This window comes from Tardiphaga sp. OK246 (assembly GCF_900188215.1).
Lineage (GTDB): Bacteria > Pseudomonadota > Alphaproteobacteria > Rhizobiales > Xanthobacteraceae > Tardiphaga > Tardiphaga robiniae.
Genome location: NZ_FZOX01000001.1, coordinates 212,511 through 229,954, shown reverse-complemented (window position 1 = coordinate 229,954; position 17,444 = coordinate 212,511). Strand labels below are relative to the sequence as shown.

Here is a 17,444-nt window from a genome sequence, read left to right as displayed (position 1 = left end):
GTGTCCATCGCGGCGGGGCAGTCATCATGAAAATCTACGGCGATCTGAATTCCGGCAATTGCCTGAAGGTGAAGTGGGTGAGCGATCACCTCAAACTTCCCTATACGTGGATTGATATCGACACGAGCAAGGGCGAGAGCCGGACGCCGGAGTTTCTGGCGCTTAACGGCGCCGGCCAGGTGCCGACCGTCGTGCTCGATGACGGTCGCCCGCTCGCGCAGTCCAATGCCATCATCCGCTATCTCGCCCGTGGTAGCGATCTGATCCCGACCGATGCCTATGACGCCGCCAAGATGGATGAATGGCTGTTCTGGGAACAATACAGCCACGAGCCCTATATAGCGGTGTGCCGCTATCAGATCGTCTATCTCGGCAAGGCGATTTCGGATCTCGATCCCGAAAAGCTGAAGCGCGGCTATTTCGCGCTGGTGCGCATGGAGCATCACCTGACGACATCGCGTTTCCTTGTGGGAGATCGCGTCTCGCTGGCCGACGCCTCGTTGCTGGCCTATACGCGCGTGGCCCATGAGGGCGGCTTTCATCTCGACGGTTACGCATCGATCAGGCGCTGGATCGCCGACAGCGAGAAGGCATTGGGCCTCGTATGAGCACGAAGGTCGTATTGCGGCCGGCGCAGCGCGAGGACGTCGCTGCAATTGTGGCGATGCTGGCCGATGATGCGCTGGGCCGCGGCCGTGAGTGCATCGAGGATCCGCTGCCGAAATCTTATTACGATGCCTTCGATAAACTCGCGCATGATCCAAATATCCGGTTGATGGTTGCAGAAGGCGACGACGGCAGCGTCGTCGGATGCCTGCAGCTCTGCATCCTGCCGGGCCTGAGCTCGCAGGGCGCCTCGCGTGCCCTCATCGAGGACGTGCGTGTGTCGACGACGCTGCGCAGCCAGGGCATCGGCGAGCAGCTCGTGCAATGGGCGATCGATGAAGCGCGGGCGAGGGGATGCAAACTCGTCGAGCTGCTGACGCATCAGACCCGGCTCGATGCCCAGCGATTCTACAAACGGCTCGGTTTCGCTGACAGTCATGTGGGCATGACGTTCCGCTTCTAGGCCACGCGCGATCACCATGCCGTGCGGTCGGGAACGTCGAACAGGACCGGTGGTTGCCCATCGTCATCAACGATGGAGCTGCCCATGCAATCCCGATTTGGTCTTTCCGCTATCGTCGTCGCCTCGCTGCTGGCCTCGACCGCATTCGCCTCGGCCCAAGGCGCCGGCACGGACGGTGTCACGGGCGCTCCGGTGACACAGATGCCGAGCCCCAGCGCTTCGTCGCCTCCCTCAACGCATTCGACGACAGGCATGGGCGGCGGCACGAGTCAGCCGGGCGCGCCGAACACAACGACGCCGGGACGGATCGGCACCGGCGCGTCGCCGAGCGGTTTGCCTGGGGATAATCCGAATGCGCCGGGCTTTCCCGGAAAGGTCGGACGATAGGCGTCACTCGTGAGAGCGAGTAAGCCGCAACCTCAAACGCAAGGGCAGCGATGGTCATCGCTGCCCTACCGCGCATGTTCGTTCCGTCAGCGGGAAATGACGAAGAGGGCCGGTATCATGCGGCTGTGGGCGCCGGTGTTCCGGTTAATGACCCGTAAACCAGCGAAGCGCTGATGGGATTTGTTTCGGAACGTGCGGGGACGAGCGACGTATCCATATATGCGGGGACGTTGGAAGGACTCATGAGCAATTATTCGATTGAGAAGGTCGGCAGCGACTATGTCGTGAAAGTCGACGATCAAAGCGTCATGAAAGTCGGCAGCCGCCGCCGTGCCGCGCAGCTCGTGGTCTATGCGTCGGAATTGCTGAACGACGTGCCCCTGGTACCCGATGACGCTGCATCGTCCGGTGACCTCGCGATGCCTGCGGGTGCATCGTCTGTGAAGGATCTCGACCCGGCGGGCGATGTCACCCAAGATCAATGACGCGTGATAGCCCGGAAGTCGCTTGACGCTCCGGGTCGGTTCCCATATCCACGCCAGCGGGACACCTCCCCCCAACGGGAGGCTAGCTATCTGGAAGGATAGAATATGACTGCAGCGAAGCCCGCTTCGCGGCCTAACGTGCCGCATTTCTCCTCCGGCCCCTGCGCCAAGCGCCCCGGCTGGACCCCCGAAAAACTCACCGACGCAGCCCTTGGCCGTTCGCACCGTGCGAAGATCGGCAAGAACAAGCTCAAACTCGCGATCGATCTGACGCGTGAAGTGCTTGAAGTGCCCGCCGATTACCGCATCGGTATCGTGCCGGCATCGGATACGGGCGCCGTCGAGATGGCGCTGTGGTCGCTGCTTGGGCCGCGTCCCGTCACCACCATCGCCTGGGAATCCTTCGGTGAGGGCTGGGTCTCCGACATCGTCAAGGAGCTGAAGCTCAAGGACGTCACCAAGCTGCATGCCGGCTATGGCGAACTTCCCGACCTGTCGAAGGCCGATCCGAACTCGGACATCGTCTTCACCTGGAACGGTACCACTTCCGGCGTGCGCGTACCGAATGCCGACTGGATCAAGGCTGACCGCGAAGGCCTGACCATTTGCGACGCGACCTCGGCCGCTTTCGCGCAGCCGCTCGACTGGGCGAAGCTCGATGTCGTCACCTTCTCCTGGCAGAAGGCGCTCGGCGGCGAAGCCGCACATGGCATGCTCGTGCTGTCGCCGCGCGCCGTCGCGCGTCTGGAGAGCTACACGCCGCCATGGCCGCTGCCGAAGATCTTCCGCATGACCAAGGGCGGCAAGCTCAACGAAGGCATCTTCGTCGGTGAGACCATCAACACGCCGTCGATGCTGTGCGTCGAGGACTATCTCGATGCGCTCGGCTGGGCCAAGTCGGTCGGAGGTCTCAAGGCGCTGATCGCGCGTGCGGACGCCAACACCAAGGCGCTCGCCGACTGGAAAGCGAAGACGCCGTGGATCGACTTCCTCGCGGCCGATCCGGCGATCCGCTCCAACACGTCGGTGTGCATGAAGGTGATCGATCCCGCGATCACCGCGCTCTCGCCGGACGCGCAGGCTGACTTCGCCAAGAAGCTGGTCGCAGCCGTCGAGAAGGAAAATGCCGGTTTCGATTTCGCGCATTATCGCGATGCGCCGGCTGGTCTGCGCATCTGGTGCGGTGCCACAGTTGAAGCCAAGGACGTCGAAATCCTCACGCAGTGGATCGACTGGGCCTTTGCCGAGACCAAGGCTTCGCTCGCTAAAGCGGCGTAAGGCGGCTTCTTACCCTCCCCTGGAGGGGGAGGGTCGACGAGGACTGGCGACGCGCAGCGTCGTCAGGATTCGGCGGGGTGGGGTGACATCCTCTCCCCGTCCTCTCATTCAATGATCAGCCCGTTGCTTCACCCCACCCCGGCGCTTCGCGCCGACCCTCCCCCTCAAGGGGAGGGTGAAGGAGCCTCATCATGACCGCCCCCAAAGTTCTCATTTCCGACGCTCTCTCTCCCGCCGCCGTGCAGATCTTTCGGGATCGCGGCATCGACGTCGACTTCCAGCCGAACCTTGGCAAGGACAAGGACAAGCTCGCCGAGATCATCGGCAACTATGACGGCCTCGCCATCCGCTCGGCCACCAAGGCGACCGCGAAGATCCTCGAAAAGGCGACGCGCCTGAAGGTGATCGGCCGCGCCGGCATCGGCGTCGACAATGTCGAAATTCCCGCGGCGACCGCCAAGGGCATCATCGTGATGAACACGCCGTTCGGCAATTCGATCACGACAGCCGAACATGCGATCACACTGATGCTCTCGCTCGCCCGCGAGATCCCGCAGGCCGATGCGTCGACGCAGGCCGGCAAGTGGGAGAAGAACCGCTTCATGGGCGTCGAGATCACCGGCAAGACGCTGGGCGTGATCGGTTGCGGCAATATCGGCGCCATCGCGGCCGACCGCGCGCTCGGTCTGCGCATGAAGGTCATTGCCTTCGATCCGTTCCTGTCGCCGGAGCGCGCCAAGGATATCGGCGTCGAGAAGGTCGAACTCGACGACCTCCTCAAGCGTGCCGACTTCATCACGCTGCATACGCCGCTTACCGAGAAGACGAAGAACATCATCGATGCCGCTGCCATCGCCAAGATGAAGCCCGGCGTGCGCATCATCAACTGCGCCCGCGGCGGTCTGGTCGATGAGCAGGCGCTGGTCGATGCGCTGAATAGCAAGCATGTCGCCGGCGCTGCCTTCGACGTGTTCGTCGAGGAGCCGGCCACCAAGAACGTGCTGTTCGGCCATCCCAATGTGATCTGCACGCCGCATTTGGGCGCATCGACAACCGAAGCGCAGGAGAATGTCGCGCTGCAGGTCGCCGAGCAGATGTCGGATTATCTGCTGTCAGGCGCGATCTCCAACGCGGTCAACTTCCCGTCGATCACCGCGGAAGAAGCACCGAAGCTGAAGCCGTTCATCGAACTCGCCGAGAAGCTTGGCTCGTTCGCGGGCCAGCTCACCGAGACCGGCATTGCCAAGGTGCAGATCACCTATGAAGGCGCGGTGGCCGAAATGAAGATCAAGGCCCTGACGTCTGCTGCATTGAGCGGGTTGCTGCGGCCGATGCTCGGCGACGTCAACGTCGTCTCCGCGCCGGCCGTTGCCAAGGAGCGCGGCATGGTGGTCGATGAAGTGGTACGCGCGGCGCAGAGCGATTACGAAAGCCTGATCACCGTCACTGTTATCACCGAACGGCAGGAACGCTCGGTGTCCGGCACCGTCTATCATGACGGCAAGCCGCGGCTGGTTGATATCAAGGGTATCCGCGTCGATGCCGAATTCGGGAAGTCGATGATCTATGTCACCAACGAGGACAAGCCGGGCTTCATCGGAAAGTTCGCCTCGCTGCTCGGCGACGCCAAGGTCAACATCGCAACCTTCCATCTCGGCCGCAACGAACAGGGCGGTGACGCCATCGCGCTGGTGGAGATCGACGGCGTTGTGCCGGCCGATGTGCTGAGCAAGGTGCAGGCGCTGCCGCAGGTGAAACAGGCCAAGGCGCTGACATTCTGAGTGTCTCTTACCCGAACTGACATTGCCGAAATCCCCGTCCGAAAGGCGGGGATTTCTTCGTTTTGCGGAAAATGTTCACATTCAGGTCGGCGCGGCAGGTTTGCCCCGCCCCGCACGTGTAAGGATTTGGGAACACTACCCCGATACATTTTACTCCGAGGAATCAGCGATCGAAAATCGCACGCCCGGGGGAATACAGCCGTGAAGCTCGCCAATATCCGTATTACGTACAAGCTCGTCGTTCTGGTGGCCGTCACCATGATCGGCCTCTGCGCCGCGGGCATTCTGGCCGCCTATATGGTCAAGAGCGAGATGCTCTCCGCGCGAACCGAGCAGCTGAAGTCGATCGTCGAAATCGGGACCAACGTAGCGGCCAGCATCCAGAAGGATGTCGCAGCAGGCAAGCTCACCAAGGAAGCCGCGACCGCCGAGCTGGTACGCCGCATCGAGCCGATGACCTATGACAACGGCAACTATCTGTTCATCTACACGATGGACGGCGAAGTGGTTCATCTGCCGGGCTTCAAGGCGGGATCCAACCGGCTCGACGTCAAGGTTAGCGGCGTAGCCATTACGCGTGAATTCCGCGACGGCGTCGCAGCCAACGGCACGAAGATTCTGACTTACGAATTCCAGAAGCCCAATGAGCAGGTCCCGTCGCGCAAGATGGGTTATGCCGCGGCGCTTCCCGGCTGGAACATGTTCATTGCCACCGGCGCCTATCTCGATGACCTCGACGCTCATCTGAAACCGATCATCTGGGCGCTCGGCCTGGCCATGCTGGCCATTGCCGCAGTGGCGGGTGCGATTGCGTGGCTGATCGGCCGTAGCATCACCAAGCCGCTCGGCATGCTGGGATCGCGCATGGAGTCGCTCGCCAATGGTGCGCTGGATGAAGAAATTCCCGGCGTTGGCCGTAGCGATGAAGTCGGTGCGATGGCCAAGACGGTTCAGGTGTTCAAGGACAACGCGCTGCGTATCCGCTCGCTGGAACAGGTCGAGGCGGATGCGCAGGGCCGTATCGCCGCGGAGCGCCGAGCCGCCATGGAGGCGATGGCCACGGATTTCGAGCGCAGCGTGACGGGTATCGTCCGCTCGGTCTCCACCGCCGCAGTCGGCATGCAGAGCACCGCGCAGTCGATGACGGCGACGGCAAGCGATGCAAGCTCGCGCGCCGCGACGGTCAGTGCAGCTTCGACGCGCTCGTCCGACAATGTCAGCACGGTTGCGGCGGCTGCGGAGGAATTGTCGGCGTCAGTCAGTGAAGTGCTGCGTCAGGTATCGGCTTCCAGCGAGATCGCCAGCAAGGCGGTAGGCGATGCCGAGCGCACCAATGCGACTGTTCAGATCCTGTCGAGCGGCGCTGAGAAAATCGGCGAAGTGGTACAGCTGATCCACAGCATTGCCTCCCAGACCAATCTGCTGGCGCTGAACGCGACCATCGAAGCCGCACGTGCCGGCGAGTCCGGTCGCGGCTTTGCCGTGGTTGCGTCGGAGGTGAAGGCGCTGGCCAGCCAGACCGCCAAGGCCACCGAGGAAATTTCGGCGCAGGTCGCCGCCATGCAGGCATCGACCAGCGAGGCCGTTGCATCGATCGGCGCCATCACCGGCACCATCGCCCAGATGAGCCAGATTACCAACACGATCTCTGTGGCGGTGGAGCAGCAGGGCACGGCGACGCAGGAAATCGCGTGCAACATTCAGTCGGTGTCGGCCGGCGCGAATGAGATCAGCAATCATATCGGCGGCGTCAGCAGCGCAGCCGAGGCCACCGGCTCCGCGGCGTCACAGGTGCTGTCGAATGCAAAGGAGCTGGAGAGCCAGTCCGGCATGCTGCGCACCGCCGTGGATGAATTCCTCGCCAAGGTGAGAGCAGCCTGAGTCAAATCCTTCCCCGAGCGCGGCTTAGCTGCGCTCGGGGAGCTACCAGGCTGGACTTGCCTGAACTATTGAGCTTCGGCCGCTGCGTCGTATCGCTGCACCACCAAATTAAAATCGGCACAACGATAGTTCATAGTGGTGCGCAGCTACCTGTCGCGCGACTTTTGGTGCATTCGAGGTAACCTATAACCGCGGTTGCAAAAACGGAACTACACACCACTTCACGAACTCGAAACTACACCCTGCGATGGTGACTCGCTTATTTCAGCGCGCCTTACAGGGATACTTCCCATGAATCGTTTGAAAATTTCGATCGGCCTTCGCCTCTACAGCATCATTGGCTTGAGCTTTCTTGGCCTCGCCGGGCTGGCCTGGATGCAGCTGAACACCCTCGGCGACTCCCTCAAGCAGCAGCGTCAGAGCGAATTGACCCATCTTACGGAGCTGGCGCTCGGCATTGCGCAGGAAGAATACGCGACGATTCAGCGTAGCGGCGTGTCGGACGAGGCCGCGCGCAAGACCGCAGCGGCGCGTATCGGCAAACTGCGCTACGGCAATGGCGATTACTTCTGGATCAACGACCTGCAGCCGCGCATGGTAATGCATCCGATCAAGCCCGAGATGAACGGCAGCGATCTCTCCGGCAACAAGGACCCGAACGGCAAGCGGCTGTTTGTCGAGTTCGCCGATGTCGTGAAGAAGCAGAAGGCCGGCTTCGTCGATTATCTTTGGCCGAAACCCGGCAAGGACGCACCGCAGCCGAAGCTCTCTTATGTCGTCGGCTTCGAGCCGTGGGGTTGGGTGATCGGCACCGGCGTCTATATCGACGACCTACAGGTACAGCTCTGGGAGAGTGCGCGCACCGTGATGATCGCGGCACTCGCGGTCATTGTCATTCTCGGCGCGCTTGCCTGGATGATTGGCCGCAGCATCACCATCCCGCTTCGCCGGCTCGGCGCGCGCATGCGCGGTCTCGCCGATGGCGCGCTGGATGAAGCGATCCCCGACGTCGATCGGGGCGACGAGATCGGCGCCATGGCCGCAACGGTTCAGGTGTTCAAGGACAACGCGGTGCGTATCCGCGGGCTCGACAAGATCGAGGTGGAATCGCAGGCCCGTGTTGCTGCCGAACGCCGTGCGGCTATGGAAAGCCTCGCAGATGATTTCGAGCGCAGTGTCAACGGCATCGTCCGTTCCGTCTCCACCGCCGCGGCCGGTATGCAGAGTACCGCGCAGTCGATGACGGCGACAGCAAGCGACGCGAGCTCGCGCGCATCGACGGTCGGTGCGGCATCGGCGCGCTCATCTGACAATGTCAGCACGGTTGCCGCCGCGGCTGAAGAACTATCGGCATCGGTCAGCGAAGTGCTGCGTCAGGTCGCAGCCTCGAGCGATATCGCCAGCAAGGCCGTGGGCGATGCGGAGCGCACCAATGCGACGGTGCAGCAGCTCTCCAGCGGCGCCGAGAAGATTGGCGAGGTCGTGCAGCTGATCCACAACATCGCATCGCAGACCAATCTGCTTGCGCTGAACGCAACCATCGAAGCGGCACGCGCCGGTGAATCCGGCCGTGGCTTCGCGGTCGTCGCGTCGGAGGTGAAGGCGCTGGCGAGCCAGACAGCGAAGGCGACCGAGGAAATCTCCGCGCAGGTTGCGGCGATGCAGGCGTCGACGCAGGAGGCTGTCAACTCGATCAACGCCATCACCGGCACGATCGCGCAGATGAGCCAGATCACCACGACGATCTCGGCGGCAGTGGAAGAGCAGGGTTCGGCCACGCAGGAGATCGCGCGCAACATCCAGTCGGTTGCCGCTGGCTCGAGCGAGGTCAGCGCTCATATCGGCGGCGTCAGCGCAGCGGCGGAAGCAACGGGGCAGGCGGCAGGCATGGTGCTGTCGAATGCAAAGGAGCTGGACGGCCAGTCGAGCATCTTGCGCAAGGCGGTGGATGAATTCCTCGCGAAGGTTCGCGCAGCGTAGAGCCTTTCCTCTTCTCTCGCGGAGAGCGAGCTCTTGTAGCGCTGCAATCGTTGCTCATCATCAAGTATCACAGGCTCGATGATTTGCGGGTTTGGTTTGTAAAGAACAAAAAAAGGTCTGTTCGGTATTCTTCTCCTCAATTGGTATTTGCACCCGCGACCTTTTTTGGAGAACTCATTGTGAAGATAAGTAATCTGACGATCACGCCCAAGCTAGGTATTCTGGTGGGTGTCATGTTGCTTGGTCTGTGCGCGTCTGGCGTTCTCGCGGGATATTTCGTTCAGCGCGAGATGATGACCTCAAGGATCGAGGAGCTGCGCCACTTCGTCGATGCCGCGCGCAGCGTGGCAATCGGATTGCAAAAACAAGTCGACGCCGGCCAGCTCACCAAGGAAGCCGCGATGGCTGAATTCGGTCGTCGTGCAAATACGATGACCTACGACAACGGCTCGGGCTACCTGTTTGGCTCCATGATGGACGGCGTGACGGTGTTGTCGCCGGACGCAAAGCAGATCGGTCAGAACCGCCTCGATGTGGTGACCAATGGCAAGGCGATCGGTCGCGAGTGGCGCGACAGTGTTGCTGCCAAGGGCGAGCACACGATGTTCTATGACTACGTCAAACCCGGCCAGACGGCGCCGCTGCGCAAGGTTGCTTATGCCGCCGCGATCCCCGGATGGAACATGTATGTGGGCGCCGGAGCCTATCTGGAAGACCTCGACGCCAGGTTGAAGCCGATCGTCTGGGCGCTCGGTTTGGCGATCCTTGCTATTGGTACGGTCGCGGGCGGCATCGCCTGGATGATCGGCCGCAGCATCAGCCGCCCGCTCGGTCAGCTCGGTGCGCGGATGCGCACGCTGGCCGATGGCGCGCTTGAGGACGACATTCCCGGGACCGGGCGCGGCGATGAGATCGGTGCGATGGCATCGACCGTTCAGGTCTTCAAGGACAATGCGGTCCGGATTCGCGGGCTCGACAAGATCGAAGCTGAGACGCAGGCGCGCGCGTCGGCCGAGCGTCGTTCGGCCATGGAGAGCATCGCCGATGATTTCGAACGCAGCGTCAACGGTATTGTCCGCTCGGTATCGACGGCAGCAGCAGGGATGCAGACTACCGCGCAATCCATGACGGCGACCGCCAGCGATGCCAGTTCGCGTGCATCGACGGTCGGCGCCGCGTCGGAGCGGTCGTCGGACAATGTCAGCACGGTTGCAGCCGCCGCCGAGGAATTGTCGGCTTCGGTCAGCGAAGTCTTGCGGCAGGTCTCGCAGTCGAGCCAAATTGCCAGCAAGGCAGTCGGCGATGCGGAACGCACCAATGCGACCGTTCAGCTGCTGTCCAGCGGCGCGGAGAAGATCGGCGAAGTGGTTCAGTTGATCCACAGCATCGCCTCCCAGACCAATCTGCTCGCGCTGAATGCGACCATCGAAGCGGCGCGCGCCGGCGAGTCCGGCCGCGGCTTTGCGGTCGTCGCCTCGGAAGTGAAGGCGCTGGCAAGCCAGACCGCCAAGGCCACCGAAGAGATCTCCGCCCAGGTCGCAGCTATGCAGGCATCGACCAGCGAAGCCGTACTCTCGATCAGCGCCATTACGGGGACCATCGCGCAGATGAGCGAGATCACCACTAGCATCTCCACGGCCGTCCAGGAGCAGGGCGAGGCCACGCGGGAAATCGCGCGCAACATTCAGTCGGTCGCGGCAGGCTCCAGTGAGATCAGCGAACATATCGGGGGCGTCAGCAGCGCAGCGGAAGCGACCGGGACGGCGGCCTCGCAGGTGTTGTCGAATGCCAGGGAGCTCGACACCCAGTCCGGCATGTTGCGAACGGCTGTGGACGAGTTCCTGACCAAGGTGCGTGCTGCGTAGAGGCTCTTCTTCCCCTCTCCCTTGTGGGAGAGGAAAGTAGATCACGCTCTAACGCAAAAAGCCCTCCCTTGCGGGAGGGCTTTCGTCGTTCAGGCTGATGCCTGCTCGCGTTGATTACTTCGCCTTCAGGAAGTCGGCGACTTCGAGCAGCACGAACTCGTTGTCGTCGGCCTTGTTCGGCTCGCGGCTCGACGAGAACGGCAGGTTGTTGTCGTTGCCGACGATGATGTGGGTGGCATCAACCTGGTCGACGTTCTCGATGGTGAAGAACGGGAAGGTCAGCACGCCGTCATTCAGCGGCTTGCGGGCCAGCTTGTTCGGGTCCTGGATCTTCATCAGGTCGATGAAACCAATCTTGCGAACGGGCTTGCCGACGTTGGCGTCGTTCAGTTCGATCTTGTAGACCTTCTTGAACTTGGCGAGATCCGGGAAGCAGTCTTCACCGCGCTTGCCGTCGGCGCAGGCCTTGTCCTTGGTGCCTTCGCCATTGTCACGCTCGATGATCAGGCCGTTGTCGGCGGTGATCATGTTGAAGTCGCCGATGGCATTGCCGTTCTGTTCGAACACGTACTGCCAGTAGCGACCGGTGAACTTCTCGTTGGCGACGTCGAATTCCAGGATGCGCGAAGCTTCCTTGCCGTCGACCTTTTCCCAGTCCTTCTTCTCGGCATCCCAGATCGGGCCTTCGAGCAGGCCGTATAGGAACTTGCCATCCTTGGAGGAGGCGAAGCCTTCATAGCCCTTGGAGCGGCGCAGGTTGACGGTGGTGTAGGTGGCGCCCGGTGCGCCCGGCGACTGCACCGACCAATGGTCGGGCGAACGCACCGGCTTGCCGTCGGCGACGGTGTCGAACACAGCCAGAACCTTGCCGGTCTTGTCGGCCTTGATGATGTAGGGGCCGAATTCTTCGCCGATCCAGAAATTGTCGCCGACGATCTGGAAGCCTTCGGTGTCGACATCGGCGCCGGTCAGGTAGCGCTTGGCGGTGTCTTCGTGAACGATGCGGAACGGCACCTTCTTGTCGGGATCGTGCAGGAACACGGTGGCCTGACGCTCGACCTTGCCGTTCTTCCAGTCGATCTTGTGATGATTGAGATAGATCATGTAGTCGGCCGAATTGTAGCGCGAGCCGGCGCCATTGTCGGTCAGCACCCAGAACGAACCGTCTGGCATCACCTTGATGCCGGAATGGCCCTGCAGCGGCTGCCCCTTCATCGGCAGCGAGATGCCGGTGGCGCGCTCATAGGACTTGCCCATCACGGTGCCGAGCGCGTCGACGCGCTTGCCGGTTGTGTATTTGCCCGAGGTCTTCAGGTCGTTCGGCGCATCCGCTGGCGCATCGATGGTCGACGTCGCCGGCAGCACGGCATGGCCGGCGAGCTTGGCTGGAAATTCGCCTTCCGACTGCGCAAAGGCTGCGGAAGAAAGCATGACGAGGGAAGCGACGGAGCAGAGGAATGTGCTGCGCATGGTTGTCTCCTTTGTGGTGACCATGCGCGGTGTTCTGGGGGGCGGGCGTTACGCTGCGCTGACAGTTCCGTGACGAATGGGTGACAGCGGGGGAAAGAGCTGCGGCATGGGGTCGCCGCGGCTGCGGGTTAGGCGCGGTTCCTCTTCGTTCAACCCACGCAAAACCATCGTCATGGCCGGGCAAAGCGCGAAGCGCGGCTTCGCTGGATGTCCCGGCCATCCACGTCTTCTTTGTGGCCGAGACGTAGATACCCGGCATTCGCCGGGCATGACGAACATACCTGCCGTGCGGTTCTATCTGAAATGCGCCTACTGCTTCTCGATCCCCGCATCCGTGATCAGCTTCTCCCACACCTTGAGCTGATTCTTCAGGAAGGCGTCGAACTCTTCCGGCGTACCGGAGAAGGCTTCCATGCCGCGGTTGGCGAGGTCTTTCTGGATCTCGGGGCGTTCGACGATCTTGCGGATTTCGGCGTTGAGCTTGACGACGATGTCCTTCGGCATGTTGGCCGGGCCGAGATAGCCCTGCCACGAGGTGATGTCGAAGCCCTTCACGCCGGCCTCGTCCATGGTCGGAAGGTCGGGCAGAAGCTTGGAGCGATACTTGGTGGTCACCGCAAGCGACTTCAACGCCTTGGCGTTGACATGCGGCAGGCCGGTCGGAACGTCGACGAACATCATGCTGACACGGCCGGCGATGACATCGGTGAGCGCCGGTGGTGAGCTCTTGTAAGGCACGTGCAGGAGATCGAGCTTGGCGAGGCGGGCAAAGGTCGCGCCCGAGACGATCGCCGACGAACTGCCCGATGCGTAGGAGTACTTGCCCGGCTCTTTCTTGGCGAGCGCGATCAGCTCTTCCACGGAGTTGGCGGGAATCTCGGGATTGATCACCAGCATGAAGGGCAGGTCGCCGGTGCGCGCGATCGGCGTGAAATCCTTGATCGGATCATAGCTCATGGTCTTGAGCAGAAAAGGATTGGCCGAATGCGTCGTGTTGGTCGTGACGAACAGCGTGTAACCGTCGGCGGGGGCGCGAGCGACGAAACTGGCGGCGATCGAGCCATTGGCGCCGGCCTTGTTGTCGATCACGGTGTTGGCGTTCAGTGCGGTGCCGAGTTCCTTGGCGATCAGGCGCGTCGTGGTGTCGGTGCCGCTGCCTGCGGCGAAAGGGAGCACCAGCGTGATCGCCCGGTTTGGATAATTCGCGGTTTGTGCGATGGCATCCGGGGTCGCCAACAGTAGCGCTCCGATAAACCATGCGCTCGCCACACCGCGAAGAACTGAAAGTCCGTGCATTCCGCTTTTCTCCCTGAATCGGCTTTGGTAGCCCACATTTGTTGCGGGCAAACTAGCGGAGGTCGGTGACGCACGGAAGCGGAAAGGTATGCAGTTCAGGTGAGCGCGCTGTCGATGGTGTAGGCCATGCAGCGACTTCTGCTGCACCGGGTCGACCTTATCGCGTTCGTGAGCGACGGCACCTGCAGACGGCCGCTGATCCGCAGCATCTCCGCGTCGAGGTCGGTGCGAATGCCGGTGCAAGCTCCGGAGCAAGCACGATCGTTTCGCCGCGGTCCTTCTCGTCCCCGCTATTGCTTCCCGACCAGCGGACAGGTTCAGCGCCGCGCAGGCGCGAAGCTCTTTGACAAATGCAAAGCAGCTCCTATATAAATTAGAATAATTCTAAATTAAGTAAGGCTCTGATATGAAGGCGTTTTCGGAGCTCACCGAACGCGAGGTGCTGGCGGTTGCGATCTCCAGCGAGGAAGAGGACAGCCGGATCTATCTCAGCTTCGCCGAGGATCTGGCAGAGCGCTATCCCGATTCCGCGAAAGTCTTCAGCGAGATGGCCGAAGAGGAAAAGGGCCATCGACATCTGCTGTTGCAGATGTATGAGAAGCGCTTCGGACCGAACCTTCCGCCGATCCGGCGCGAAGACGTCAAGGGCTTCATCCGCCGCCGACCAATCTGGCTCACGCGTAACCTGTCGCTCGACACTATCCGCAAGGAAGCCGAGAGGATGGAGTTTGAGGCCGAGCGTTTTTACGCCAGGGCTGCCGAGCAGGCGACGGATGTCGGCGTTCGCAAGTTGCTGGGCGATCTGGCCGAGCTGGAAAAAGGACACGAGCATCTCGCGGCCAAATTATCGGATGCCATCCTGACGTCCGACGTTCGTACGATGGAGGACAACACCCGCCACCGGATGTTCGTCCTGCAGTATGTTCAGCCTGGTCTTGCGGGCTTGATGGACGGCTCCGTATCCACGCTGGCGCCGCTGTTTGCGGCCGCGTTTGCAACACATCACAACTGGCAGACATTCCTTGTTGGCCTCGCCGCGTCGATCGGCGCCGGCATCAGCATGGGTTTCGCCGAAGCGCTGTCGGACGATGGCTCTATGACCGGACGCGGCTCGCCGTGGTTGCGTGGCGGCATCTGCGGGCTGATGACGACGCTGGGCGGTCTCGGCCATACTCTGCCTTATCTCGTGCCGGACAGCTGGCCGAATGCATTCTGGATCGCGACGGCCATCGCGGGTGTCGTCGTTTTTTTCGAACTCTGGGCCATCGCCTATATCAGGGCGCGCTATATGGATACGCCGTTCCTGCAGGCCGTCTTTCAGGTGGTGCTTGGCGGCGTCATCGTTCTGGCGGTGGGAATATTGATCGGAGGCGCGTAGTGGGTGGGGAGGCGTCAGATGGCGTCGTTGCGCGGGATGGCGTAGGTTCTACGCGCGGGAAACCCTGCTGCTCGTCCCGCCGATGATGAGTGTGTGCGATGCATGATCGCGGCAGGTGCGATCGCGGGCAGCTTACGGGTGAAGGAGCGTCCCATGTATGCTGCCATTCGTCAGAGCAAGGCAAAGACCGGCATGGCTGAGGAACTGACGCGCAGGATCAAGGAAGGTGCCATTCCGATCATCAGTGATGTCGAAGGTTTCATGGCCTATTATGTGGTCTATGCGTCCGACGATACGGTGACGGCGATCAGCATCTTCAACAATTTCGCGGGCGCCGAGGAGTCGAACCGACGCGGGCTCGCGTGGAGCGAACAGAATCTGGCGCCCTTGCTGATTGGACCAGCCACAGCGATAGCCGGGCCGGTTATCGTTCATACGTTGGCATAACGCGCGCGGGACAGGCGCTATGCCGGGCGGTGGCATGTGCGCGTAGATTACTCGCTAGATTCTCAATCTCCCAGCAGGCGCTTCGCGCCGGCGATTGCGCGGCGCGCGACTTCTTCGGGGCCGCGCTCCCGGGTCAGCGCATCCATCGGCACTTCGAGCGCGACCGGAATATGCTTCGGCAGGTGCGCGGCGATGGCGCAGAGATCGATGCCGCCGTCGCCGGGTGGCAGCCGTTCAGAGCGCGCGGTGTGCAGCAGTCCTTCCACCGTGCCAGGCTTCTCCGCCGGAGCATCGCAAAAATGGAAAAACGGCAGCAAGCGCGATGGCATGTCGTCGAGTTCGGCGAGGCTGCTGTCGGAGCGGTCGAAATGCAGCGTATCGACAAGGATACCCGCATTGGCGCGGCCTGCGGTCTCGACGATGGCGCGCGCCTTGCGCAGGTTCGACACATTGGTCCAGGGAAAGAACTCCATCACCGGCATGATGCCATATCGCGCCGTAAGATCGGCGATGGCCGCCAGTCGGTCGGCGAGGCGGGACAAGTCGGGATCATAGGGCGCGACGATGACATGGCGGGCTCCGAGCTCCGCGCCGGCGGTGAGTATCGGCTCAAGCGCTGCGACGTCGATCCCGGGCGTGATCTTGACGAGTTCAATATCGAGCACGTGCAGTCCGGTATCGGCGAGACGCGCCTTGGTTTGCCGCATCATCGCCTTGTCGTTCATCAGCGGATAGCCAGGGCTTTCCGCGGTCACGGCGATCAGTCTCAGTCCGACACTCCGGTAGCCGCAGCGCGCGGCAACGTCCATCATCTCTGGCGGCGCCAGCGATAGCACGGTGAGGTGGGCGAGCGAGAAAACGGTCATGAGATGTTTCTACTCCCGATGTCTGGCTGGCCGGGCCGGATGTTCGGTCTATCGCCGTGATGCGATGAATACGCCCGACAGTACCAGCACGTAGCCGATGAGGTGAAACAGTTGCGGCTGTTCGCCGAGAAACGCGATGGCCAATACCGAGCCGAACACCGGCATCAGATGCAGAAATGGTGCAGCCCGATTCGGGCCGATCAGCGCGATGCCGCGATTGAAGAACAGATAGGCCAGCGCCGACGGAAAGATCATGGCATAGGCGAGCGTCAGCAGCGTCACGGTGTCGAAGATCAGCGGCGATCCCGAGTTGAGTTCCCAGATGCTGACCGGCAGGGTCAGGATCGCGCCGCCGGCGGTGGTGAAAGCAATCAGCGACATCGGATGCGTCACCGGTCGCCGCAGCATGAGCGCCGAATAGACGCCGAACACCAGCAGCGCTGCGAACAGCATCGCATCGCCCTTGTTGATCTGGATACTGGCCAGTGCGGTGAGATCGCCGCGCAGGATGATGATCAGCACACCGGCCATGGAGACCACAATGCCGAGCAGTTGCGCCAGCGTCAGCCTCACGCCGAACAGGATCAGCGTCCACAGCGCGACGCAGAGCGGGCCCGACGACTGGATCAGCAGCGCATTCAGGGCCTGCGTGTATTTCAGGCCCCAATAGGCCAGCACCGTATTGGCGGCGAAGCCGGTCAGCGCCAGCATCGTCATGAGAGAAAGCTGCGCGCGGAGAACCGGCCAGTCCGTGCGCAGATGCGTCCAGGCGAAGGGCAGCAACAGGAAAAAGGCTCCGATCCAGCGCACGCAGGCCAGTGTCACCGGCGGGACGTGGCCGGCGACATAGCGGCCGAGCACGATGTTCCCGGCCCAGAACAGCGAGGTGAGGCTGAGCAGGAGATAAGGCTGGTTGGCGAACCAGCCGACGATCGTTTGTCGCGGCGGAGCGGAAGGGGTCATCGGCTCGATGGTCAATGCAGCTTTCCATAGGCGGCAGTTCGCCGGGTGGCACAAGTCACGCCGGCGCGCGGGCACCATGCGCGGCAGCGGAGCGCGCATCGGTAGATGCGTCGAATGGACGTCGAGAATGAGCTTCGATTCAGGTATTCAGATGCCGAAAATCATGCAAAATCAGACGATTATACCTTTTCCGCTAGGCGAACATTAACCGCTTTCGAACGGCTAGCCGATAGAACTGAATCATAATGATGGAACTTGTTTCTTGAATTGCGGGTCCGGATACCTCGTCGACGTTGTG

Annotated in this window: 15 protein-coding genes; 11 read left to right on the top strand and 4 right to left on the bottom strand. The window is 61.9% G+C overall.

The window, feature by feature from the left end; translation table 11 throughout:
• The first annotated feature begins 26 nt into the window (after positions 1 to 26).
• The 9 genes from CHC01_RS01080 to CHC01_RS01040 all read left to right on the top strand — a co-directional run bounded on the left by CHC01_RS01080 (position 27) and on the right by CHC01_RS01040 (position 10,726).
• Entirely contained in the window at positions 27 to 608 is a 582-nt protein-coding gene (locus tag CHC01_RS01080) for a glutathione S-transferase family protein (protein WP_089263584.1), read from the top strand.
• The gene (locus CHC01_RS01075) at positions 605 to 1,069 is read left to right on the top strand and encodes a GNAT family N-acetyltransferase (RefSeq protein WP_089261700.1); all 465 of its coding nucleotides are present in this window, start codon (positions 605 to 607) and stop codon (positions 1,067 to 1,069) included. The genes CHC01_RS01080 and CHC01_RS01075 overlap by 4 nt, the downstream gene beginning before the upstream one ends.
• Before the next feature lie 84 nt (positions 1,070 to 1,153).
• Positions 1,154 to 1,456 (top strand): hypothetical protein, encoded by a 303-nt coding sequence (locus tag CHC01_RS01070; RefSeq protein WP_089263583.1) that lies wholly within the window; start codon positions 1,154 to 1,156, stop codon positions 1,454 to 1,456.
• Positions 1,457 to 1,698: 242 nt separating this feature from the next.
• Positions 1,699 to 1,941 (top strand): hypothetical protein, encoded by a 243-nt coding sequence (locus tag CHC01_RS01065; RefSeq protein WP_089261698.1) that lies wholly within the window; start codon positions 1,699 to 1,701, stop codon positions 1,939 to 1,941.
• A gap of 105 nt (positions 1,942 to 2,046) precedes the next feature.
• The gene (locus tag CHC01_RS01060; protein ID WP_089261696.1) at positions 2,047 to 3,219 is read left to right on the top strand and encodes a phosphoserine transaminase; all 1,173 of its coding nucleotides are present in this window, start codon (positions 2,047 to 2,049) and stop codon (positions 3,217 to 3,219) included.
• Between the two features lie 191 nt (positions 3,220 to 3,410).
• Positions 3,411 to 5,000: a phosphoglycerate dehydrogenase gene (serA, locus tag CHC01_RS01055; protein ID WP_089261694.1), complete on the top strand. Its 1,590-nt coding sequence runs from the start codon at positions 3,411 to 3,413 to the stop codon at positions 4,998 to 5,000.
• Positions 5,001 to 5,201: 201 nt separating this feature from the next.
• Complete coding sequence (locus CHC01_RS01050; RefSeq protein WP_089261692.1) at positions 5,202 to 6,881, top strand: methyl-accepting chemotaxis protein; 1,680 nt, start codon at positions 5,202 to 5,204, stop codon at positions 6,879 to 6,881.
• A gap of 291 nt (positions 6,882 to 7,172) precedes the next feature.
• A complete protein-coding gene (locus CHC01_RS01045) occupies positions 7,173 to 8,861 on the top strand; it encodes a cache domain-containing protein (RefSeq protein WP_089261690.1) in 1,689 nt (562 codons plus the stop codon).
• A 179-nt stretch (positions 8,862 to 9,040) separates the two neighbouring features.
• Positions 9,041 to 10,726 (top strand): methyl-accepting chemotaxis protein, encoded by a 1,686-nt coding sequence (locus CHC01_RS01040; protein ID WP_089261688.1) that lies wholly within the window; start codon positions 9,041 to 9,043, stop codon positions 10,724 to 10,726.
• A 114-nt stretch (positions 10,727 to 10,840) separates the two neighbouring features.
• Here CHC01_RS01040 and CHC01_RS01035 read toward each other — a convergent pair whose 3' ends face one another.
• Positions 10,841 to 12,196, bottom strand: coding sequence for an esterase-like activity of phytase family protein (locus CHC01_RS01035; protein WP_089261686.1), 1,356 nt, complete (start codon positions 12,194 to 12,196; stop codon positions 10,841 to 10,843).
• A gap of 309 nt (positions 12,197 to 12,505) precedes the next feature.
• Positions 12,506 to 13,492 (bottom strand): Bug family tripartite tricarboxylate transporter substrate binding protein, encoded by a 987-nt coding sequence (locus CHC01_RS01030; protein ID WP_089261684.1) that lies wholly within the window; start codon positions 13,490 to 13,492, stop codon positions 12,506 to 12,508.
• Positions 13,493 to 13,898: 406 nt separating this feature from the next.
• On the opposite strand from CHC01_RS01030, the gene mbfA reads away from it, so the two are divergent.
• Together mbfA and CHC01_RS01020 are read left to right on the top strand one after the other, a co-directional pair.
• The gene (gene mbfA, locus CHC01_RS01025) at positions 13,899 to 14,870 is read left to right on the top strand and encodes an iron exporter MbfA (protein ID WP_089261682.1); all 972 of its coding nucleotides are present in this window, start codon (positions 13,899 to 13,901) and stop codon (positions 14,868 to 14,870) included.
• A gap of 153 nt (positions 14,871 to 15,023) precedes the next feature.
• Complete coding sequence (locus CHC01_RS01020; protein WP_089263582.1) at positions 15,024 to 15,317, top strand: antibiotic biosynthesis monooxygenase; 294 nt, start codon at positions 15,024 to 15,026, stop codon at positions 15,315 to 15,317.
• A 62-nt stretch (positions 15,318 to 15,379) separates the two neighbouring features.
• Here the strand turns inward: CHC01_RS01020 and CHC01_RS01015 are convergent, their stop codons facing one another.
• Positions 15,380 to 16,183: a sugar phosphate isomerase/epimerase family protein gene (locus tag CHC01_RS01015; protein ID WP_089261680.1), complete on the bottom strand. Its 804-nt coding sequence runs from the start codon at positions 16,181 to 16,183 to the stop codon at positions 15,380 to 15,382.
• 48 nt (positions 16,184 to 16,231) lie between these two features.
• A complete protein-coding gene (locus CHC01_RS01010) occupies positions 16,232 to 17,146 on the bottom strand; it encodes a DMT family transporter (protein WP_089263581.1) in 915 nt (304 codons plus the stop codon).
• Between the last annotated feature and the right edge of the window lie 298 nt (positions 17,147 to 17,444).